This is a genomic window from Pseudotabrizicola sp., from assembly GCF_030656345.1.
Lineage (GTDB): Bacteria > Pseudomonadota > Alphaproteobacteria > Rhodobacterales > Rhodobacteraceae > Pseudotabrizicola.
The window spans coordinates 1-21,062 of sequence record NZ_JAUSNR010000020.1 but is presented as its reverse complement, the minus strand read 5'-3'; the positions used below and the strand labels follow the sequence as shown (position 1 = coordinate 21,062).

Sequence of the window (21,062 nt, the reverse complement as noted above, 5' to 3'; positions counted from 1 at the left end):
ATTTCAGGACCACCAACGAATTGGTGCTTCCTGCAACCGTACCTTCAGATGTCTGCGCCGAACTTCCATCGCCGCTCCGTCGCTTCATTTCCGCGTTTCCGCTTGTCTTCCGCTTCGGTAAGGCGGTGTTTAGGCCCAGCGCCCAAAAGCTGCAAGAGGAAATTTTCACATCCCTGTCGTTTTTCTGCGCTACCCTTTATTTCCTTGGGTGAAATGCGCAAACTTTCTGCAGCCCGCCTGCTCTGGCGACAGGGGCAGCACGCTATTTTGGCGCCCTGCCCGCCGAATCCCGGGCCTCAGACCCGAATCTGCGCAGAAGATTCGCCGAGTCTTCCCCGATTCCTGCCCCGAGTCAGCCCCGGCACCCCTACCCCTCCGCCAGAACCGCCCCGGCCATCACGCACAACAGCTCGAACATCACCGATGCCCCCATATAAGCCGTCGCCCCGTTCACATCGAACGGCGGCGAGACCTCAACCACGTCGGCCCCGACAATCCGCACCCCCGCAAGCGCGCGCACCACCTGCAGCGCCTGAAAGCTGTTCGGCCCGCCAATCTCGGGCGTGCCGGTGCCGGGCGCAAAGGCCGGGTCGATGAAGTCGATGTCATAAGAGACATAGGTCTCCCCCTGCCCCGCCCGCTCCCGCGCCTCGGCCATCACATCTGCCACCCCGCGCGCATGGAACTCCTCAATCGCGACCACCCTGATCCCCACCGCATCGGCAAAGTCGCGGTCCTCCCGGTCATAGGCGGTGCCACGGATGCCGATCATCGTCACGCGATGCGGGTCCAGCAGCCCTTCTTCTACGGCGCGGCGGAACGGGGTGCCATGGGTATACATGCTGCCGTTGAAGTAACTGTGGAACAGATCGGTATGGCTGTCGAAATGGATCATCCCCAGCGGGCGGTCCTTGGCCAGGGCCCGCAGGATCGGCAGGCTGCACAGGTGATCGCCCCCGGCGGTCAGCGGCACAATCCCCGCTGCGCGCACCCGGGCATAATACGCCTCCATCCGCGCAAGGCTGTCCATCAGATCCGCCGGGTTCGGCCCCACATCCCCCAGATCGGCGCAACGCACCACCTCAAACGGGCGCACGCGGGTGGCCCCATTCTCGGCCCTTATCATGGTGGACGCATCACGCAACGCGCGCGGCCCGTGCCGTGGCCCGGGGCGGTTCGTCGTGCCGCCATCCCAGGGAGCCCCCACCAACCCGATCTGCACCTCGGCAAACCGCGGATGGTCCGGCGTCACCACCGGCAATCGCATAAAGCTGGCCACCCCGGCGAATCGTGGCAGATCAAACCCTGACACGGGCACAAAGAACGGGTCCATGGTCAAACCGACACTCCTTCTGTTTCAACCTGACCGCGATCAGACCACCCCTTCCCCACCCTGTCAGGCCCATGCGCGACATCGAACCGGCCAATGAGCGCCCGTTTGCCGATGATCCGCCCCGCAGCCCTTGACCGATTGCCCCCCATCAGCCCTTATCAGGCAAAGCCATCAACGGACGGATCATGTTCAACAAGACCACAGACCAGACAGCCCCCCCGACAGGTGGGCCGCCCGCACGCCCGTCGAACACCAAATCGGTGTTCTCCAGCGATCTGAAAATCACGGGTGAGATCACCTCGATCGGCGATATTGAAATGCTGGGCGATATTGACGGCAACGTCACTGCCCGCAGCCTGACCGTCGGGGCCGAAGGCCGGATGAACGGCACCATCACCGCCGAAACCGTCGATGTGCGCGGCAAGGTCGATGGCCAGATCAGCGCCGGCAACTTTACCCTGCGCGCCGCGGCGCAGGTCGCGGCCGATATCACCTATCGCACACTGATCATCGAAAGCGGCGGTCAGGTCGAAGGTCACTTCACCAAACACAAGACCTGAGGCGCGACAGCCCGCGCCCCTGAACGGCCCCCGCTTGCGGGGGCCGTTTCAATGTGCAGGTGTGGATTGCGGCGGAATGGCATAGGTCAGCCCCGCGCGCGCCACCGGCTCGGCCAGCCCTTCGGAAAACAGCAGCACATCGCCGACCGCAAGACTGCGCCCCAGCTTCAGCACACGCGCCTGCGCCAGCAGATCGACGCCCGCACGCGGCTTGCGCATGAAATCCATTGCGCAGTTCGTGGTCACCGCCAAAGCCACCGGGCCGATCCGGCTCAGGATCGCCAGATACATCGCCACATCGGCAAGCCCGAACATCGCCGGGCCCGAAACCGTGCCGCCGGGCCGCAAATGCCGCGCCGCCACCCGCAACCGCAGGGTCACCCCGGCCAGATCCGCCTGCTCGACCGTGAAATCCTCGGCCACCTGCCCGAAATCGCGCACCAGAAACGCCTGCAAACCGGCGGCATCCATCAAAAGCGTCATACCAGCCCTCCCATCGTCGCGTCGCCCACCGTTCCCGCATACGCCCGCCAGATGCAATGCCGGGCGCGCGGGTTCTGCGCCAGCCAGCACCTCGAACCGAGGCTCCCGCCGGACCCAGGGGATGCGCCCGGCGCGGGGCGCATTTGTCAGGATGAGCCGACAGGGCACACCATCCTGACCTTCACCTTGGTCCAAATATTCAAACGCAACCGTCCCGCCACGCAACAGCAAAAGCCCGCCACCGCCGCTGCCGCCTTTCGTGGCAACGCCACCGAGCGGGGGCTCGATGCCCCCCGAGGTGGCACCGCGCGACAGGTCCGTGCGCCCCGCTACCCCCTGCGCCGCGTCCGGCTCTGTGCCAGCAGCAGCACCGCCCCCACTGCCAGCGCCAAGGCGCTGCCGATCAGCGCCCCCGGCCCGCCCGCCGTCATGATCCATGTGCCCAGCAAGGGTGCCATCGCCGTGGCCAGCATCGCCGGCAAGGAAATCGCGGCAGCAGAGGCGGCATAATCCGCTGCCCCGTTCACCTCTGAAATCAGCAACGGCTTCAGGATCGTCAGAATCCCCATCGCCGCCCCCTGCACCGCCGCAAAGCCAAAGACCAGCACCACCCCGCCGCCCGACAGCAGCAGAAATACCGGCCCCGCCACCATCGCCAGCACGGTGAACAGCGACGCGACCCTTGTCTGCAACCGCGCCCCTGCCGCCATCAGCGCCACCCGCCCCAGCACCTGCGATGGCCCGATCAGCGCCGCCGCCATCACCGCGCGCCCGTCGGCCACACCCATTTCCGCAAGCAAGGGCCGCATCAGGCTTACCAGCATCCAGTGGTCAAGGTTCAGCAGCGCAAACAACGCCATCAACCCCAGCACCCCGGGCCGGGCAAGGATCACCCGCCACGACGCCCCGGCGACAGGTTTCGGTGCCCCCCGCGCCCGCCCGCCGCCCAGGGTATGCGCCCCCCAGACCTGCAACGGCAGCATCACGCAAACCACGATCCCCACCGCCGACCACACCGCGATGCGCCAGCCAAACGCCTCTGCCAAACCCGCGCCCGCCGGAAAGGCCAGCGTCGATGCCAGCCCCGCCACCAGCGTCACCTTTGTGATCGGCCCACGCGCGCCATCGCCGAACCGGCGGATCAGCAGCGCAAAACACACCTCGTACAAGGTGGCCGATGCCGCCGCCCCCAGTCCCACAAAGGCCGCAAGGTACACCAGCGGATGCCAGGCCACCGCCAGCAGGCACAGCGCCGCCGCCCCCAACGCCGTGCCAAACCCCATAAGCCGCAACGCATGGCCCCGGTCCACCCAGCGCCCGACCTGCGGCGACAAGGTCGCCGTCACCCCGATCGCCAGAAACGGCCCCAGCGCCAGCACGCCATTGCCCCAGGGCAGCGCGCGCTGCCAGACCAGCACCAGTGCGGCAAAGATATAGAAGAAACAGGCATAGCCCAGCGTCTGCCCAAAGGCCAAAGCCCAGACCGCCGCCTGTTCCTTGCGCGCCAGTGTCACAGCCGGTAAATCGCCCCGAACTTGGCCTCTAGATAATCCAGCAACGGCCCCTCGCTCGGTTCAAGCCCGCAGGCCAGCGCCACCACCTCACGCGGTTCATAAAGGCCCCCGTGCCGCTGCAGGTTTTCCCGCAACCACGCCGTCGCAAGCCGCGCATCGCCGCGCGCCAGATGATCATCCAGATCCGGCACCGCCTTGCGCAAGGCCACATTCAGGCACCCGGCATAGACATTGCCCAGCGTATAGGTCGGGAAATACCCGAACAGGCCGACGGACCAGTGCACATCCTGCAGCATCCCCTGACTTGGCCGCGTGACCTCCACCCCGAAATCGGCGGCAAAACGGTCATTCCACGCCGCCTCCAGATCGCCCACCGCCAGATCACCGCGGATCAGCGCGCGTTCCAGATCAAAGCGCAGCATCACATGCAGGTTATAATGCACCTCATCCGCCTCGGTCCGGATGAACCCTGACTGCACCCGGTTGACCGCGCCGTAAAACGCATCCGCATCCGGCACACCAAACCCGTCAAACCGGCTTTGCATCTGGCCAAACATCCAGCCCGTGAACGCCCGCCCCCGGCCAAGCTGGTTCTCATAGATCCGGCTCTGGCTTTCATGCACCCCCATGCTCACCCCCGCGCCCAGCGGGGTCAGCCGGTAGTCAGGATCAATCCCCAGCTCATAGCAGGCGTGGCCCACCTCATGAATGGTCGAGTAAAAGCAGTTGAACGGATCGCTCTCCACCACCCGCGTCGTAATCCGCGCATCATCGCCGGAACCCGAGCTGAACGGATGCACCGCCAGATCCAGCCGTCCCCGCTCCCAGTCATAGCCGAAGGCCGATGCCAGATCGCGCGCCATGCGCATCTGCGCATCCTGCCCGAAATGCCCCTCCAGCCGTGCCGGCTGATGCGCCGCCCCCAGCACCGCCCCACGCAACGCCACCAGCCGGGGCCGCATCGCATCAAACATCCGCCCCAGAGTTTCCGCCGTCGCCCCCGGCTCATAATCGTCAATCAGCGCGTCATACAGATCGCCGCCCTGCGCCAGACATTCCGCCTCTTCGCGCCGCAGCCGGATCACCTCGGCCAGCGTCGGCAGGAACGCCGCTACATCATCCTTGGCCCGCGCCTCGGCCCAGATCCCCTGCGCCCGGCTGGTCACCCGCGCAAGCGCCTGCGCCAAAGCCCCCGGCACCTTGGTCGCCCGCTGGTAAGACCGGGTGATGTGGCGCAGATTTGCCGCGGCCACCGCATCTGCCGCCCCGGCCTGCGCCAGCCAGTCCGCAATCCGCGGATCGGTGCGCCGCGCGTGCAGCACCCCCTCCATTGCCGACATCTCTTCCGACCGCTGCTCGGCCGCGCCGCGCGGCATCATCGTCTCCTGATCCCAGCCCAGCCGCCCCGCCACCTGACCCAAAGCCTCAGTCTCGCGCTGAAACGCCATCAGATCGGCGTAAGCCATATTGTTCACACTCATGCCGTGCCCCTCCGGATTGACCCGGCCAGCGGGTATTGTGACAGGTAACGCGCGCGGATGATCAGCACCCAAAGAATAACGGCACCCAGCTGATGGGTGATCGCCACATGCAGCTGCGCCGCCGTCAGCACCGCCATGATGCCCAGCACCACCTGCGCCAGCATCATCGCCATCACCATATGGAACGCAAACCGCGTCGCCCGATGCGCCGACTTGCGCCCGCGCAGCCAGACCACCACGCCAAAGGCAAACAGCCCATAGCCCGCCATCCGGTGCATGAACTGCACCAGCCCGGGGTTCTCGAAAAACGCATGCCAGACCGGCAACGCCCCGCCCTGCCCGTCCGCCACATAAAACGCATCCGCCGGGAAAAACGCGCCGTTCATATCCGGCCAGGTCGGAAACGCCCGCCCCGCATCAATCCCCGCCACCAAGGCCCCCAGCACGATCTGCAGAAACGCAAAGTGCATCAGCCCGGTGGACAGGCCAAACAGCTTGCCCTCCCGCGTGCGCCGCGCCTGCATCAGCGCAGCCTCCGTCCGCCCCAGGAGGAACACATACCAGGCAATGAACCCAAGGATCACAAAGGCCAATCCCAGATGCGTCGCCAGCCGGTACGACGCGACCGATGTCATCGCCCCGGTCAGCCCCGAGGCCACCATCCACCAGCCGATCGCCCCCTGAAGCCCCCCCAAAGCACCGATCAGCACCAGCCGCCCGGTCCAGCCCGGCGGAATGCGCTTGGTCGCCCAGAAGAACAGGAACCCGACGCCCCAAACCAGCCCCACGGCCCGCCCCAGCTGCCGGTGCCCCCATTCCCACCAGTAAATCACCTTGAACGCCGACAGCTCCATCCCGGCATTCATGTGCAGGTATTGCGGGCTGGCGCGGTACTTTTCAAACTCCGACAGCCAATCGGCGTCATTCATCGGCGGCAATGCCCCGGTGACAGGCCGCCATTCGGTGATCGACAACCCTGAGTCGGTCAGCCGCGTCAGCCCGCCCACCACGATCATCGCCATGACCATCAGGAACAACACGATCAGCCAGCCCCGCACCACGCCGCGCGCACCCTTGGGCGCTGCGTCAATCAACCCGCCCTGCGGAGCAGCAGCCGTCTTGCCGCCCACCTCCTCGAAAATGCTGCGCTTGCCAGCCATACCCGCCTCATACCTTGCTGGCCCGGACACTAGGCCGCCCCCCCGAAGGCTTCAAGGGGGGTGCGGCGATGGGGATACGCATGCCCACGGCATCGGGGTGGTGGGTCAACCTGCCCGCTAGCGGGCAGAACGACCCACCCTATGCCTACTCTTTTTACCGTTCTCTTCCCTTGGCCCGGAACAGCCGCGAAGCGGCCCGGGCCGCGCCCGACCTCCCCCCGGGAGGGCGCTTTGCAACCGTTCCGCCTAGAACTTCGGTGGAGGTGGGTTGAACCATAAAGCGCCTAGAACCAGCGTCGGCGCGCCATCCCGAGGTCGGGCGCGGCCCTGTGTTGTGCGAACGGGGAACCACTGTTCAAATATGGTGCGATGGTTCAACCTGTCTACGGACGAACCCGTTCACATCGGAGAAAAAAAATGGCATCCGGCAGCGAGTGGAATTTCGGTTTGGACGCTTGCGATGTAGACGATAAGAATAGGCTCAAAGACTTTAGGTTTAAGGCAGATATCTGGATCAGAACCTTAGACCGCGATGACCGCAATTCCGTGTCTTCCCAGATATTGCAGATGATGTGGGAGGACGCCGCATGGCGGTCACTCAATCATGCCCGTTATCTGTCGGACGGGTCTGATGAGATTGGAACACCGGGAATAGTGGCTTCGCTTTTGGACCGAGGATATGTAGCTGGACAAGCAATCGCCATTTCTCGCCTCCTTGAAAAAGGCGCAAGCAGGCCGCATAAACAAGTAAATTCGTTGCGCCGACTTGTGGACGAAATCGCGGATTGCAAGGAACTTTTAACGCGAGAGGTTTACGTATGCCGAGATGGCCTACCATATGACTTCAACGCAGTGAGAGAACGTCTGCATGTTGCAATAGACCCCGAAAATCCGATGGCAGTCTGGTTAGACAATGAGGGCCCAGAAGCGTGGTCCCAGTCCATGTTGTTACATGAGGAGTTCGACAAACTGAGCGGTGTTGGCCCAGAAAACCGAGGCCGCAATGACAGTATATCAAGTCAGTTTTTCAAACGCCTGCAATCTGCTTTTGACGACCCAGTTTTCGAAGGCATCCAGTCTCTTCGACACAAATCTATTGCGCATGCTGCCGACGATATCTCGCGTTCGTCTGCGAAGCTCGTCAGAGATGGTATTACCTTGGACGAGATAGCTCGATCCCATTATTTGCTCATTGGGCTCTTCCAAGTGATTTCGGCGAATATCCTGCAACAAAGTTGGCTCACCGATGCTATTCCGGTTCCTCAATACAACGTGTTCGAGGGAATCAATCGCCCCATTGCATCAGAGATGGGTGCGCGAAAATTGGGTGAATTCTGGGACACCCATTGTAGTGCCAGAAGCAAGTGGTGCAACGACGCATACCGCGAAATTATCCCAATCGACTTTGTATTTGCGCCTGATCAAGTGACGTGAATATAGCCCCCTACTCCCCCCCAAACCCCTCCGGCACCCGCCGCCCCTCAACCCCCGGCAGCCCGGCGTCCTCCAGCAGATCCGCCAGCATCGCCTCCACATTCTGCCCTGCCGCCGACAGATGCGCCCAGATCTCGCGCGCCGAGGGCGCGATGCGGGGTTCCTGCACAGCCCGCGCCGTGTGCAGCCAGACCGCCAGCCCGTCGCTGCTCACATAGTCCCGCGCCTTGCGCAGGGCGGCGATCTTGGTCTGTGTGGCCCGGATGAACCGTGCCACCTCTGCCGGTTTCCAACCAACCAACGTGGTCAGGTCCACCCCCTCCGCCATATACACCGCCGCCCAGAACTGCGCGGCGGCGGCGTGCTGCTCCACCGCATGGGGCTTGCCACCGGCCAGCCGGTCGGCCACTGCCTGCGCCTCATCGACCAGCGCCTTGACCGCCTTTTCCTTCTGCCAGTTGCCGAATTCAGTGCCGGGCATCGGTGCTCTCCTCTTCACACTGGCCAGTGTACCACGGCGGAAGCGTCAAGATTTCATGAATCCCGCAGAGCCAAGTCCTTGATATCACAAAGGGCACCCCCGCTTCGCCCTGTGGTACACGCCGCCTCACTTGCCCTGATCATCCTGCTGGCGCAGACGAAAGGCGATCTGGCGCAGCATGCCGTGAAAGGTCTGCACCTCGGCCCGGGTCAAGCCAAGCCGGGCCCACATATTGCGCAGGTTCAGCCGCATGTTGGCGGCCTTGGTCTCGGGGAAGAAGAACCCCGCCGCCTCCAGCCGTTCCTCGAAATGATCGGCCAGTTTTTCCACCTCGACCCGGGCGGCAAATTCGGTCCGGGCCAGTTCCATCACCTGCGGGGGCACTTCCACCGTCTGGCGGCGCCATTCATAGCCCATCAGCAGGGCGCACTGGCCCAGGTTCAGGCTGGGAAAATCGGGGTTGACCGGCACCGTCACGATGGCATTGGCCAGCGCCACATCGTCATTCTCCAGCCCCGCCCGCTCTGGCCCGAACAGCACGCCGACCTTCTTGCCCTCAGCCGCCATCGCGCGGGCCATTTCCATCGCCCGCTCCGGCGTGACGATGGGCTTGACCAGCTCGCGCGGGCGGGCGGTGGTGGCGAAGACATAGTCGCAATCCCCGATCGCAGCGGCCACATCCGGGAACAGCCCCGCCTGATCCAGCAACCGCCCCGCGCCCGAGGCCATCGCCACCGCCTTGGGGTTGGGCCAGCCGTCGCGCGGGGCCACGATCCGCATCCGGGTCAGGCCAAAGTTCAGCATCGCGCGGGCAGCCGCGCCGATGTTCTCGCCCATCTGCGGGCGGACGAGGATGAAGGCAGGTTCGATCATGCAAAGCACCCCTGTGTTTGCAGGCCTGTTACGCGAGCCCACCTTCGCGGGCAAGTGATGGTCAAGCCGCGCAAAGGCTGGTAAGCCAGCCGAAACCCGCCGCGAGGACTTGTTATGGCCGCCGAAGACCGCCCGCAGATCACCCTGATCACCCCGCCCAGCTTTGATCTGGATGTGTTTCCCGCCCGTCTGGCCGCTGTGCTGGACGCGGTCGACGTGGCCTGCCTGCGGATTGCGCTGGCCAGCCGCGAGGAAGACAACCTGCTGCGCGCAGGCGACGTGCTGCGCGAACTGGCCCATGCCCGCGACGTGGCGGTGGTGATCGAAAGCCACCTTCTGCTGGTCGAGCGGCTGGGGCTGGACGGCGTTCACCTGACCGACGGTGCCCGCACGGTGCGCAAGGCCCGCAAGGATCTGGGGGCAGAGGCGATTGTCGGGGCCTTCTGCGGTCCCACCAGGCATGAAGGCATCAGTGCCGGTGAGGGTGGTGCCGATTACGTCGCCTTCGGGCCGGTCGGAGAGTCGCCGCTGGGTCAGGGCACACAGGCGGAGTTCGAGCTGTTCGAATGGTGGTCGGAAATGATCGAAGTGCCGGTGATCGCCGAAGGCGCGCTGACGCTGGAGCTGGTCGAACGCTTCGGCCCGGTCACCGATTTCTTCGCCATCGGGCCCGAGATATGGGGGGCCGAAGACCCCGCCGCAGCCCTCAGGGCGCTGCTTGCCCCGCTGGGCTGACCTTTCCCCCCGTGCCCTCCCCCCCGCCGGGGTGGGCCGCAGCGATCACCTGTTCGCAATAGCTGGCAAGCTCTTTGCGGCCGGCAAAACCATCGACCGGCACGGCGGGGTGAAAGATCACCTCGACAGCGCCCAGACTTCGCGCGGACAGCACCGGCACAAGATGCCCGGCAAAGCTCATGTCGCCCCACCAGCCATAGAACCGCGGATCGGTGCCCTTGGGCGCGTGATAGATCACGGTCACCGGCTGGATATGCATCACCGATTCCAGTCCATGCGTGAAGAACGCCGCGAAAAGTGTTGATTTGAAAGGTAAAACGCGCAGGCTGTCTGTCGACGTGCCTTCGGGGAAGAACACCAGCCGGTGACCGGCGCGCAACCTGTCCTCGAACAGCTGTTGCTGGCGTTTGGCCTCGGTCCCCTTGCGGGTGATGAAGACCGTTCCGGTCGCGCGCGCCAGCCAGCCAATGCCCGCCCAGCCCGACACCTCGGACTTCGCCACGAAATACATCGGCGCACAGGCGTTCAGGGCAAAGATATCCAGCCAGGACGCGTGATTGGCCACCATCGCCCCCCGCTGCTGCATCGGAGTGCCCCGCAGCGTCAGCCCGATGCCCATGATCGCCATCGCGGCCCGGCAGACGCCTTGGGTGATGCGCGGCGTCCATGGCCGCTTTGCCCCAAACAGCGGTCCCTCGGCGCAGCGCACCAGCAGCAAGACCACCAGCCCGCCATAGGTCACCCCCCCCAAAGCAACCGCGCGCAGGGCAAAGCGCAGCCAGCCGTATGCCCCGACTGGCGTTTCGGGCGGCGGATCGGCGTACCAGGTCATCCGGCCTCTCCCTTGCGGGTGTAGAATTCCTTGTGCTTGGCGCTCATGTTGTTGGTATCCATCACCAGACAGACATCTGTGGTGTTGAAGGCATGGTCCACGAACACCCCCTCGCCCACAAAGCCCCCCAGCCGCAGATAGGCCTTGATCAGCGCGGGGATCGCGGCCATTGCGGCCCGCCGGTCCACGGAGGCGGCCGGCAGCAGGTGCGGCTGCGCAGTGCCGCCAAGGGCCCGCACCCGCAGCGCCGGCGGTGCCAGATGGGCATAGTGTAAAAAGGACAAGGGGGTGGCCAAGGCCTCCAGATCAGTGCCGTGAAAACTGGCGGCCCCAAACAGAATTTCAATCTCGCGCTCGATCACATAGCGGGCCAGCGCGTTCCACAGGTGAAACATGCCGGTCCCACCGCGATGATCGGCATGAATGCACGACCGACCCAGTTCCAGAAGCTTGCGCCCCGAGGACTTGAGCGGGGTCAGGTCAAATTCGCTTTCCGAATAAAACCGGCCGATCTGCGCCATGCGGTCACAGGGCAGCAGCCGGTAGACGCCCACAACATGGTTCCCCAGCCCGGGGTCAACCGTCCGGTCCACCAGCACAAGGTGATCGAAGACCGCGTCAAATTCATCGCACTCTGTCTGCGCCGCATGATCCACGCCCGGGCCGTCCGCGCCCAACTCCCCGACAAACACCCGGTAGCGCAGGCGAAGGGCGGATGCGATATCGTCCTGCCCGGTCGCCAGACGCGCCTCGTACCGGTCGTCCATCTGCTTTTTGGTCACGGAACAGTCTCCAGTTGTGGTCTTAACTGGCGGTTAACAATGATGGCGCTATATGCAGAAAAACCGCAAGGCAAGAGCCGTGAACAGCACCACACGCCATGATTGAGATTTGCTTTGTCCATTCGCCGGGGGTGTCGCATGGTCCTAATTGCCAAAGATCGGCAGAAGTTCGATCTGGCGACCATCTATCACCACCTTGCCTGCATGTTCAAAGTTCACCGTGATGCGTCCGCCGATGTTAGATTGCACCTGTCCCAGCCCCCAGTCGGCCCGATCCGGATGGCGCACCATCATGCCGGGTTCCAAAAGTGCATTCATCTTCCGCTCCTTTTCCAGCCAGGATTTTGCCGATGACTGACAAGCCTGATCTGATCGCTCTGCTGGGTTCCCGCATCTGCCACGACCTTATCAGCCCGATCGGGGCCATCGGCAATGGGGTAGAGTTGCTGATGATGGATGGGATGGGCAGCAGCCCTGAACTGACGCTGATCGCAGACTCTGTGGCCAATGCAACGGCACGCATCCGGTTTTTCCGGGTCGCCTTTGGCTCTGCGGGCTCCAGTGAACACCGGATTTCTCGGGCCGAGGTGGTGAATATTCTGCGCGATCTGACCCGTGGTGCACGGCTGGTCATGGACTGGCAATCGCCCACCGATCTGTCGCGGCGCGAGGTCAAGCTGGCCTTCCTTGCGATCCTGTGTGTGGAATGCGCCATGCCGCATGGGGGCACACTGACGATCGAACGGGGGGAGCAGCGCTGGACCCTGCGGGGCGAGGCAGAGCGCCTGCGCATCGTCCCGGAATTGTGGGAGCTGCTGTCGAACCCGGCGGTCACGGTGGATATCGGCCCCTCGCAGGTGCATTTTGCGCTGATGCGCGATGAAGTTACCCGGCAGCACCGCCGCCTGACGGTTGAGGTTGACGATACGGCGGTGCGCCTGTCTTTTTAGGCTGGTTCAGGCGCGGCAGGTGCCATCCCCCCGGACAAGGTATTTGAAGCTGCACAACTGCTCGGCCCCGACCGGGCCGCGCGCGTGCATCTTGCCGGTGGCGATGCCAATCTCGCCCCCCATCCCGAATTCACCGCCATCGGCAAACTGCGTGCTGGCGTTGCGCATCAGAATCGCACTGTCCAAGCGTGACATGAAACGGTCCGCTGTGGTGTCATTTTCGGTCAGAATGCTTTCAGTGTGGCTCGATCCGTAACGCCGGATATGGGCAATCGCCGCGTCCACGCCATCGACCAGCTTTGCCGCAATAATCATGTCCAGAAACTCACGCCCGAAATCATCGGGCTGCGCCTGCACCGTGCCCGGCACCTTCAGGAGTTCGCCTTCTGTGCGCACCTCTACCCCTGCCGCCAGCAGATCCTCGATCAGCACCGCGCCGTGCCTGGTATAGAACTGCCAGTCGATCAGCAGACATTCCGCCGCGCCGCAAATTCCGGTGCGCCGGGTTTTCGCGTTCAGCACCACGGCGCGCGCCTTTTCCAGATCGGCGTCGCGGTCGGCATAAACGTGGCAGATGCCTTCCAGATGCGAAAACACCGGCACCCGCGCTTCGCGTTGCACCAGACCGACCAGCCCCTTGCCGCCGCGTGGCACGATCACGTCGATATGCTCCACCGCCTGCAACATGGCCGACACCATCGCGCGGTCGCGGGTCGGGATCAGCTGAATCGACGCCTCGGGCAGACCCGCGCCGCGCAGCCCCTGCACCATGCAGGCGTGGATCGCGGTGGAAGAATGAAAGCTTTCCGACCCGCCCCGCAAGATCACCGCATTCCCGGCCTTTAGGCACAGGGCCCCGGCATCGGCGGTCACATTCGGGCGCGACTCGTAGATCACGCCGACCACACCCAGCGGCGTCGCCACGCGCTGAATGTTCAGCCCGGTTGGCATATCCCACTCCGCCAGCACCCGCCCGACAGGATCACGCTGTTCGGCAATCGCGCGCAACCCATCCACCATGCCCCTGATCCGCCGCTCATCCAGTGTCAGCCGGTCGAGCATCGCGGGGCTGAGGCCCTTTTGCGTGCCGTAGTCCAGATCGAGCGTGTTCTCATCCAGAATGGCCTGACGTCCGGTCCAGATCGCCTCTGCCGCGCCGATCAGCGCCGCATGTTTGCGTTCCGGCGAGGCGCAGGAAAGCTCTGCTGCCGCTTCCCGCGCCGCAAGCCCGATCTGCTTCATCAGATCATTCATCTGCCCGTCCATCGCCCGCCCTTTCCTCTGTTCCGAAATGCCCGGAGCCGGGCCTTCAGACCACCATATCATCCCTGTGCACCAGTGCCGCCCGGCCCTGATACCCCAGAATTTCCGCAATATCGCCCGACCGATGCCCGGCAATCGCCTTCGCCTCCACAGCGGTATAACGCACCAGTCCCTTGCCCAGCACCACCCCTTCGGGAGACAGGATCGACACCGGCTCGCCGCGCCCAAAGGTTCCATTCACGCGCGTCACACCCGCGGGCAGCAGCGATTTGCCGGCCCGCAGCGCGGTCACCGCGCCTGCGTCCAGCACCAGCTCGCCGCGCGGTTTCATCGCATTGATCCAGCGTTTGCGCGCCAGTTGCGGATCGGCCTGCGCCACGAACCATGTCCGCTGCGCGCCATTGGCCAGCGCTGACAACGGCCGCAGCACTGACCCCTCCATGATCGCCATCGCACAGCCCCCCGCAATCGCGGTCTTGGCGGCCAGCAGTTTGGTCTTCATGCCGCCCTTGGACAGGCCGGAAATCGGGTCACCCGCCATCGCCTCAATCTCGGGCGTGATGTGTTCCACCAGATCAAAGCGTTGCGCGGTGGGGTCTTCCTTGGGGTTGGCGGAATAAAAGCCATCCACATCCGACAGCAGGATCAACTGATCTGCCCCCACCGTCACAGCAATCTGCGCGGCCAGACGGTCGTTGTCGCCAAAGCGGATCTCATCCGTGGCCACCGTGTCATTCTCGTTCACGATCGGCACCACGCCCAGACCCAGCAGGGTTTCCATCGTGGCGCGGCTGTTGAGGTAACGGCGGCGGTCGGTGGTGTCTTCCAGTGTGACCAGCACCTGCGCAGTGGTGATGCCATGCGGGGCGAGCACCTCTTCATAAGCGCGCGCCAGCCGGATCTGACCGACCGCCGCCGCCGCCTGCGATTGCTCCAGCGTCAGCACGCCGTCGCCCAGGCCCAGCACCTTGCGGCCCAGAGCGATGGAGCCTGACGACACCAGCACCACATCGGTGCCGCGCACCTTGGCCTCGGCCACATCCATCGCAAGCGCCGACAGCCAGCCCTGCTTCAACCCGGTGGCCCGGTCCACCAGCAGGGCGGAGCCGATCTTGACGACCAGCCGTTTGGCGTTGCGGATATCGGGGGCGTGCAGGGTGCTCAGGGCTGCCACGGGCCAGCCTCCACTTCCGGAGCCTCACCCTGAACCGTGCGGTAGATGTCGCGCAACACGTCCTGCAGGCCCTTGCCCGCCACACCGGAAATCACATGCACCGGCCCGCCGCTGGCCTTTTCCAAGGCGCGCTTGCGGTCGGAAATCTGTTTCGGGTCCATCGCATCGCATTTGTTCAGCGCCACGATCCGGGCCTTGTCGCCCAGCACCTCGGAATAGGCTTCCAGCTCGGTCACGATGGTCTTGTAGTCTTTGGTGATCGTGGATGAGGTACCATCGACCAGATGCAGCAGCACCTTGCAGCGTTCAACGTGCGCCAGAAACTGGATGCCCAGACCGCGCCCTTCGGATGCGCCCTCAATCAGGCCGGGGATATCGGCCATGACGAATTCGGCGCTATCAACCCCCACCACCCCAAGGTTGGGGATCAGCGTGGTAAAGGGGTAATCCGCAATCTTGGGCCGGGCGTTCGACACGGCGGCCAGAAACGTCGACTTGCCCGCATTGGGCAGACCGACCAGCCCGGCATCGGCGATCAGCTTCAGCCGCAGCCAGATGGTACGCTCCACCCCCTCCTGCCCCGGGTTGGCGCGGGCCGGGGAACGGTTGGTCGAGGATTTGAAGCGCAGGTTGCCCCAGCCGCCATTGCCGCCCTGCGCGAGGATGACCTTCTGGCCGACCTCTGTCAGGTCGGCGATGATGGTTTCTTCATCCTCGTCCAGAATCTCGGTGCCGACCGGCACGCGCAGCACGATGTCTTCGCCGGTTTTGCCGGTGCGCTGTGCGCCCATGCCTGGCTGGCCCGATTTGGCAAAGAAATGCTGCTGATACCGAAAGTCGATCAGCGTGTTCAGGCCGTCCACAGCCTCCACCCAGACCGAGCCGCCATTGCCGCCATCGCCACCATCCGGGCCGCCGAATTCGATGAACTTCTCGCGCCGGAACGACACGCAGCCGCCCCCACCGCCGCCCGAGCGGATGTAGACTTTGGCGAGGTCGAGGAATTTCATGAGATCAGGCTTTCGGAAAATACGGTGGAATGCGTCAGGCGCAGGTGAATGTGCGATACAGGATTGGGGGCCACACCTCAAGCGCGCGCGCGCCATTGGTGCAAAGCAAGGGCAATGGCGGCTAGTCAGCCGGCCTGTGCGGCTGGGGGTGGCGGGCCAGAAAGGTCTGGCGCGACAGCACCACATCGACATGATCCATGTCTTGCCCAAGCGGGCGACAGAATTTGCGGCTGCGGCCCGCTTCGGCAAAGCCCAGTTTCTGCAACACTTTGGATGAAGGCGCATTGCCGGTGAAATAGCCCGAGGTCACCGACCCCCGGTAAAATTCGAACACCGCGTGCAGAAGTCCGACCGCCGCTTCAAAGGCATAGCCCCGCCCCTGCGCGCGCCGCGCGATCCAGAACCCCAGCTCGGCACCACCACCGATCAGCCCGGCGAACCCCTGATCATCGTTGATCGAAAACGTCTCGCCCTCGGGGGCGGTGGCGACATAGGCACGAAATTCGGCGGCGGGGTAAGGAAAGGGCGTGGTGGCAAGCCAGCTGGCAATCTCGGGGTCGTTCAGGCCCGCAATCACCCCCGGCTCATCCGCCAGCGTCAGCGGGCGCAGCCGCAGCCGCGCCGTCTGAAGCCAGATGCCTGCCGCTTGCCCCATGCGCTCATCCCAGTTTGCGGATATAGGTCCAGGTCGGCACCCGCGCGCCGCGTGCTACGCTGAAGGTTTCGGCATCACCCAGATACTGAAACCCGGCATTGGTCAGCACCCGGGCCGATCCGGGATTGTCCTGAAACACCTCGGCAAACATCGCGCGGTTGGCTTGCGGGTTGGCATCGACAAGCGCCTGCACGGCCGCAGAGGCAATGCCAAGGTTCCAGAACGCCGGGGCGACCCAATAGCCAACCTCGGACTGGTCGCGGTTGTATTTTTCGACGTCCATCCGTTTCAGGCTGATCACGCCCAGCACCTCGGGCAAGGACGACTGGCTGCCATCCATGACCCAGATATCTTCGTCGGCCGGGCGCTTGATCGCCCGGGTGACAAACCCTTCGGCAGCGCCGGGCGGCAGCGGATGCGGGATCGAATGCGTCGCCTCGGCCACGCGGCGATCACCGGCATACATCGCAAACAGCCCCGCATCCGATTTGCGCACCGGGCGCAGGACGAAACGGCCCGCCTCTATCACAGCCTGTGCCGCTGTATCGGCAACAACGTCTAACGTCATGGCTTCCCTCCTTCGAAGCGCATGAAGGGCCGAACGGGCCCCGCAAGAAAAATCATTCTTCCGTCCCGCAACCCCTGGCGGATCACAAGGCGGACACCCGCACGCACCCTGCCAAAGCTTGATGGCAATAGAGTGAATGTCTGCATGCAAATCCCGGAAAAGTCGCGGAAAATGCGAAAAGGGACCGGCCCTTCGGCCGATCCCCCTTTTACGTATTGGCTGTAAAAGTCCGGCTTACTCGGCGGCTGCCTGCGCGGGCAGGACAGAAATGAACGTACGTCCCTTCATGCCCTTCTTGAAGGTCACCTTGCCCTCGACGGTGGCAAACAGGGTGTGGTCCACGCCCATGCCAACGCCTTCACCCGGAAACCAGGTGGTGCCGCGCTGACGCACGATGATATTGCCCGGAATGGCGTGCTGACCGCCAAACAGTTTGACGCCCAGACGACGGCCGGCAGAGTCGCGGCCGTTGCGGGATGAGCCGCCTGCTTTCTTGTGTGCCATGTGGGATTACTCCTTATTCAGCAGCAGCGTCAGCGGCTTTTTTGGCGCGCTTTGGCTTGGCGGGGGCTTCGGCTGCCGGAGCGGCTTCGGCGTTATGGGCGGCGCGGCGCGCATCGGCAGTGCCGGTGGCGGCTGTCACGCCCGACTTTTCGGCACCCGAGGCCAGAACCTCGGTCACGCGAACCAGCGTCAGGTGCTGACGGTGGCCTTTGGTGCGCTGCGACGAGTGCTTCCGGCGGCGCTTCACAAAGTGAATGACCTTTTCGCCCTTGATCTGGGCGATCACTTCGGCCTGAACCGCAGCACCGGCCACAAAGGGCACGCCAACGGTCAGGGACTCGCCGCCGACCATCAGGATATCGTTGAACTGGATCTTGTCACCAGCATTGGCGGCCAGCTTTTCAATGCGCAGAACGTCACCCGCCTGCACCTTGTATTGCTTGCCACCGGTCTTGAGGACCGCGAACATGGGTCTTTCCTTTTCATCACCCGCGTCCTGCGGCCCCCGTGTGCGGGAGTTTTGTGGGGCAAGCCCGCCTTCGGACAGCGCGCCCCATATGGGGCGTCATTGCAAATATAGAACCCGGCTAAGATTCGCATCTTTGCCGGGATGCGGGCTTATCGGGGGATTTTCAGCCGAAGTCAAGCGTCAGAGCCCGCCGGTGCCGTGCCCGTGATCAGATATCTTCACCCTGCATCTGGCTGGCGGCGGCGCGGCCCAGATCATAGGAAATCCGCGTGAACACCACATCATAGGCCGCAAACAGCGCCGCATTCAGCTTTTGCCCGGCACCCGTTTCGGCAAACGCGACATAGGCGTCCAGATCTTCGTCCGACAGCGGCTGATAGGCCAGCGACAGGAACGGGAACAGCCAGTCGGTGGTCTCCGCCCGCACCGCCGGTTCCTGCCCCCAGACATCGGCAAGCATCTGGTCTTCGGTCATCTCCTGCGGGAAGGCCCCGCTTTCGGACATGCCGCGATAAAAGGCCAGATTGGCATTCATCGCCCCCATGACATTCGATTCGATCAGATCATTGGCCTCGGCGAACCGGGTCAGCCTGTCGACACGCGCACCGCCCTCGGCGCTGATGTCTTCCCACGCCAGCTTGGCTGCATCTTCGACATCGTCGTCCATCAAAGCGCGCCGCGCCTCAATCTCCAGCCGAAGGATGGTCTGGCCACGGGCAGAGCCGAAGAACTCTTCGATCTGGTCCAGTTCGGCATCCGCTCCTGCCAAAGACTCCACCAGCGCGGCATCGAACCGTCGGCGCATGGTTGCCGGATCGTAGATCAGTGCCACGGCGGAGTCCCATTGCGCGCCGCCCTTGTCGGGAAACATCTCGGTGGCAAGGGTTTTGCCGTATTCCAGCCCCTCGTCGCGCATCACCGACATGATATCCGCCATCATCATCAGATCGGTCAAAGCCGAAACCCGCGCCGCGCCACCCGCCGGGGCCTCCTGCCCCACCGATGCCTGCGCCCGCGCCGGGCCGGTCGCAACCGGGGCCAGTGCCAGCCCAAGCCCAAGAGCCACGGAAAGTCCAAGCGAGGCAAAATCAAAAGGCGCGGACATGGCTGACCTGACATGATAAGAAACGGTTCCCGAACAGGTAGTGGTTTCCCGCCGCCTTGCCAAGCCAGCCCGCTGCACGCCCGCGTGAACGGCCGGGAACCGCTCATGAAAATTGCACGAAACAGGGCTTGCAAGCGCCCACAAGGCCGGTTAGGAACCGCCGCACGAAGACCACACCAAATGCGGAGAGGTGCCGGAGTGGTCGATCGGGGCGGTCTCGAAAACCGTTGTGGGTTTGCGCCCACCGTGGGTTCGAATCCCACCCTCTCCGCCACTCCCCTCTGATTGTTTTGGGCATTTTCTTTTATGCCCATCATCCAGGCCCACCACGTGAAAACGCTTGGCACTGGCTGAATAGCCCCTAGATTTGTAGACGCCTTGCTTGGTAATTTTGGAAGCAAGGAGGACGAGATGTCCGGAGCTAAATTCACAGACGAGTTCAAGCGCGATGCGGTGGCCCAGGTCGAGGATCGGGGCTACCCGGTGCGCGAGGTGGCCGAGCGATTGGGGGTCAGCACCAAGTCGATCTACACATGGCAGAAGCAGTTTTTGCGGCCCGCAAAGGTGATCCAAGAGGTGGATGCGCAAGCTGACGAGATCCGACGGTTGAAGCGGGATCTGCTGCGGGTCACGGAGGAACGGGACATCCTAAAAAAGGCGACCGCATACTTCGCCAGGGAGTCCCGGTGAGGTATGCGTTTATAGCCGAGAACCGGCTGATCTTTGCGGTCCGGGCGATGTGCCGGATGCTGCTGGTTCATCCCAGCGGCTTCTATGCGTGGTTGCGTGAACCATTTTGTCAACGTGCGCTGGAGGATCAGCGCCAAACTTTGCTGTTGAAGCAGGCTTGGGACGATAGCGGCGAGGTCTACGGATACCGCAAGCTGCATGACGATCTGTGTGATCTTGGCGAGGATATCAGCCCTAACAGGGCTTGGCGTTTAGCGCGCCTGGCAGGGATAAGGGCCCAGATTGGTTACAAAAAGAAGCCTGGTTCTTATGGCGGCAGCCCTGCAGTCTTGGCCGACAACACCTTGAACCGAGAGTTCGATGTCGACGCTCCGGACCAGTTCTGGGTCACGGATATCACCTACATCCGGACCCACGAAGGCTTCCTTTATCTCGCAGTCGTCATCGATCTGTTTTCTCGGCGCGTTGTTGGGTGGTCCATGCAAGGCCGCACCTATACCGACCTGCCGTTGCAAGCCCTGTTGATGGCCGTCTGGCGCCGCAAACCGAAGACCAAAGTCCAGGTGCATTCCGACCAAGGCTCACAGTTTACAAGCTACGAGTGGCAGGAGTTCCTCGAACAGCACAATCTGACGCAAAGCATGAGCCGTCGTGGGAACTGTTGGGACAATGCGGTGGCGGAAAGCTTCTTCAACCTGCTCAAACGCGAACGCATCCGACGCAGGAAATACAAAACCCGCGAAGAAGCCCGCCAGGACGTATTCGACTACATCGAGTTCTTCTACAACCCGCAGCGCAAACACGTTAGAAACGGAATGCTGTCGCCGATCGCATTCGAGCAGCAGCAAAAACTGAAGCTGCAAGGTGTCTAGGAAACTAGGGGCTATTCAGTCATGACCAGCTGCGAACGCCTCTCGCCGACTTCATGGCGGCCTATTCTTCGCGCGCAGACTCAAGACCCTGGGCGGCCTCACCCCATACGAATACATCTGCAAGATCTGGACAT

The 21,062-nt window shown here is 63.5% G+C and carries 24 protein-coding genes, 1 tRNA gene and 1 pseudogene; 8 read left to right on the top strand and 18 right to left on the bottom strand.

The genetic code is table 11. The features are described from left to right. Positions 1–212, top strand: a 212-nt coding sequence (locus Q7J44_RS12665) for a hypothetical protein (RefSeq protein WP_304880429.1), incomplete at its 5' end; no start/stop codon positions are given. Positions 213–367: 155 nt separating this feature from the next. Here Q7J44_RS12665 and speB read toward each other — a convergent pair. Further along, positions 368–1,339: an agmatinase gene (gene speB / locus Q7J44_RS12660; protein WP_304880427.1), complete on the bottom strand. Its 972-nt coding sequence runs from the start codon at positions 1,337–1,339 to the stop codon at positions 368–370. Between the two features lie 179 nt (positions 1,340–1,518). On the opposite strand from speB, the gene Q7J44_RS12655 reads away from it, so the two are divergent. Continuing rightward, positions 1,519–1,893 carry a polymer-forming cytoskeletal protein gene (locus Q7J44_RS12655; RefSeq protein ID WP_304880425.1) on the top strand — a complete coding sequence of 125 codons (375 nt, stop codon included), beginning with the start codon at positions 1,519–1,521 and terminating at the stop codon, positions 1,891–1,893. Positions 1,894–1,941: 48 nt separating this feature from the next. On the opposite strand, the gene Q7J44_RS12650 is transcribed toward Q7J44_RS12655, so the two are convergent. From Q7J44_RS12650 to ctaA, 4 genes are all read right to left on the bottom strand, one after another. Continuing rightward, positions 1,942–2,376: a PaaI family thioesterase gene (locus Q7J44_RS12650; RefSeq protein WP_304880423.1), complete on the bottom strand. Its 435-nt coding sequence runs from the start codon at positions 2,374–2,376 to the stop codon at positions 1,942–1,944. Between the two features lie 329 nt (positions 2,377–2,705). Then, entirely contained in the window at positions 2,706–3,890 is a 1,185-nt protein-coding gene (locus Q7J44_RS12645) for an MFS transporter (RefSeq protein WP_304880422.1), read from the bottom strand. Continuing rightward, on the bottom strand, positions 3,887–5,371 hold the full coding sequence (locus tag Q7J44_RS12640) for a carboxypeptidase M32 (protein WP_304880420.1): 1,485 nt from the start codon (positions 5,369–5,371) through the stop codon (positions 3,887–3,889). Before Q7J44_RS12640 ends, Q7J44_RS12645 begins: the two co-directional genes overlap by 4 nt. Continuing rightward, entirely contained in the window at positions 5,368–6,531 is a 1,164-nt protein-coding gene (ctaA, locus tag Q7J44_RS12635; protein WP_304880418.1) for a heme A synthase, read from the bottom strand. Before ctaA ends, Q7J44_RS12640 begins: the two co-directional genes overlap by 4 nt. Positions 6,532–6,948: 417 nt before the next feature. Here ctaA and Q7J44_RS12630 point away from each other — a divergent pair, with 417 nt between their 5' ends. Next, positions 6,949–7,965, top strand: coding sequence for a hypothetical protein (locus tag Q7J44_RS12630; RefSeq protein ID WP_304880416.1), 1,017 nt, complete (start codon positions 6,949–6,951; stop codon positions 7,963–7,965). A 10-nt stretch (positions 7,966–7,975) separates the two neighbouring features. Here Q7J44_RS12630 and Q7J44_RS12625 read toward each other — a convergent pair whose 3' ends face one another. Both Q7J44_RS12625 and Q7J44_RS12620 read right to left on the bottom strand, forming a co-directional pair. Then, positions 7,976–8,446, bottom strand: a complete 471-nt coding sequence (locus tag Q7J44_RS12625; RefSeq protein WP_304880414.1) for a hypothetical protein — start codon at positions 8,444–8,446, stop codon at positions 7,976–7,978. Positions 8,447–8,572: 126 nt separating this feature from the next. After that, positions 8,573–9,319, bottom strand: coding sequence for an RNA methyltransferase (locus Q7J44_RS12620; RefSeq protein WP_304880412.1), 747 nt, complete (start codon positions 9,317–9,319; stop codon positions 8,573–8,575). Between the two features lie 114 nt (positions 9,320–9,433). Between Q7J44_RS12620 and Q7J44_RS12615 the strand changes: the two genes are divergently transcribed. Continuing rightward, positions 9,434–10,054, top strand: a complete 621-nt coding sequence (locus Q7J44_RS12615) for a thiamine phosphate synthase (RefSeq protein WP_304880410.1) — start codon at positions 9,434–9,436, stop codon at positions 10,052–10,054. Here Q7J44_RS12615 and Q7J44_RS12610 read toward each other — a convergent pair. From Q7J44_RS12610 to Q7J44_RS12600, 3 genes are all read right to left on the bottom strand, one after another. Then, positions 10,026–10,886 carry a 1-acyl-sn-glycerol-3-phosphate acyltransferase gene (locus Q7J44_RS12610; RefSeq protein WP_304880408.1) on the bottom strand — a complete coding sequence of 287 codons (861 nt, stop codon included), beginning with the start codon at positions 10,884–10,886 and terminating at the stop codon, positions 10,026–10,028. The two genes, Q7J44_RS12615 and Q7J44_RS12610, sit on opposite strands and share 29 nt — an antisense overlap. Then, the gene (locus tag Q7J44_RS12605; protein ID WP_304880431.1) at positions 10,883–11,653 is read right to left on the bottom strand and encodes a GNAT family N-acetyltransferase; all 771 of its coding nucleotides are present in this window, start codon (positions 11,651–11,653) and stop codon (positions 10,883–10,885) included. The genes Q7J44_RS12610 and Q7J44_RS12605 overlap by 4 nt, the downstream gene beginning before the upstream one ends. A gap of 159 nt (positions 11,654–11,812) precedes the next feature. Further along, positions 11,813–11,986, bottom strand: a complete 174-nt coding sequence (locus Q7J44_RS12600) for a DUF3553 domain-containing protein (RefSeq protein ID WP_304880407.1) — start codon at positions 11,984–11,986, stop codon at positions 11,813–11,815. A 32-nt stretch (positions 11,987–12,018) separates the two neighbouring features. Between Q7J44_RS12600 and Q7J44_RS12595 the strand changes: the two genes are divergently transcribed. Then, entirely contained in the window at positions 12,019–12,618 is a 600-nt protein-coding gene (locus tag Q7J44_RS12595) for a histidine phosphotransferase family protein (RefSeq protein ID WP_304880405.1), read from the top strand. A gap of 6 nt (positions 12,619–12,624) precedes the next feature. Here Q7J44_RS12595 and Q7J44_RS12590 read toward each other — a convergent pair whose 3' ends face one another. The 8 genes from Q7J44_RS12590 to Q7J44_RS12555 all read right to left on the bottom strand — a co-directional run bounded on the left by Q7J44_RS12590 (position 12,625) and on the right by Q7J44_RS12555 (position 19,366). Next, positions 12,625–13,872, bottom strand: coding sequence for a glutamate-5-semialdehyde dehydrogenase (locus tag Q7J44_RS12590; RefSeq protein WP_370693008.1), 1,248 nt, complete (start codon positions 13,870–13,872; stop codon positions 12,625–12,627). 55 nt (positions 13,873–13,927) lie between these two features. Further along, complete coding sequence (proB, locus tag Q7J44_RS12585) at positions 13,928–15,055, bottom strand: glutamate 5-kinase (RefSeq protein WP_304880401.1); 1,128 nt, start codon at positions 15,053–15,055, stop codon at positions 13,928–13,930. Next, positions 15,043–16,065: a GTPase ObgE gene (gene obgE / locus Q7J44_RS12580; RefSeq protein ID WP_304880399.1), complete on the bottom strand. Its 1,023-nt coding sequence runs from the start codon at positions 16,063–16,065 to the stop codon at positions 15,043–15,045. Before obgE ends, proB begins: the two co-directional genes overlap by 13 nt. 121 nt (positions 16,066–16,186) lie before the next feature. Beyond that, entirely contained in the window at positions 16,187–16,720 is a 534-nt protein-coding gene (locus tag Q7J44_RS12575) for a GNAT family N-acetyltransferase (protein ID WP_304880397.1), read from the bottom strand. Between the two features lie 4 nt (positions 16,721–16,724). Beyond that, positions 16,725–17,288 carry a GNAT family N-acetyltransferase gene (locus Q7J44_RS12570; RefSeq protein ID WP_304880395.1) on the bottom strand — a complete coding sequence of 188 codons (564 nt, stop codon included), beginning with the start codon at positions 17,286–17,288 and terminating at the stop codon, positions 16,725–16,727. 234 nt (positions 17,289–17,522) lie between these two features. Then, entirely contained in the window at positions 17,523–17,792 is a 270-nt protein-coding gene (gene rpmA, locus Q7J44_RS12565) for a 50S ribosomal protein L27 (protein ID WP_304880393.1), read from the bottom strand. Between the two features lie 13 nt (positions 17,793–17,805). Beyond that, positions 17,806–18,261: a 50S ribosomal protein L21 gene (rplU, locus tag Q7J44_RS12560; RefSeq protein WP_304880391.1), complete on the bottom strand. Its 456-nt coding sequence runs from the start codon at positions 18,259–18,261 to the stop codon at positions 17,806–17,808. 208 nt (positions 18,262–18,469) lie between these two features. After that, positions 18,470–19,366, bottom strand: a complete 897-nt coding sequence (locus Q7J44_RS12555) for a DUF2059 domain-containing protein (protein WP_304880389.1) — start codon at positions 19,364–19,366, stop codon at positions 18,470–18,472. 184 nt (positions 19,367–19,550) lie between these two features. Between Q7J44_RS12555 and Q7J44_RS12550 the strand changes: the two genes are divergently transcribed. The 3 genes and pseudogenes from Q7J44_RS12550 to Q7J44_RS12540 all read left to right on the top strand — a co-directional run. Further along, positions 19,551–19,640, top strand: a tRNA-Ser gene (locus tag Q7J44_RS12550). A 137-nt stretch (positions 19,641–19,777) separates the two neighbouring features. Next, positions 19,778–20,928 (top strand): IS3 family transposase gene (locus Q7J44_RS12545; RefSeq protein ID WP_304880387.1). Its coding sequence is split into 2 segments (ribosomal slippage): positions 19,778–20,027 and positions 20,027–20,928, totalling 1,152 coding nucleotides; the frame shifts between segments, so codons are not numbered across the junction. Positions 20,929–20,945: 17 nt separating this feature from the next. Beyond that, positions 20,946–21,062, top strand: a pseudogene (locus Q7J44_RS12540) (IS481 family transposase); the annotation flags it as partial.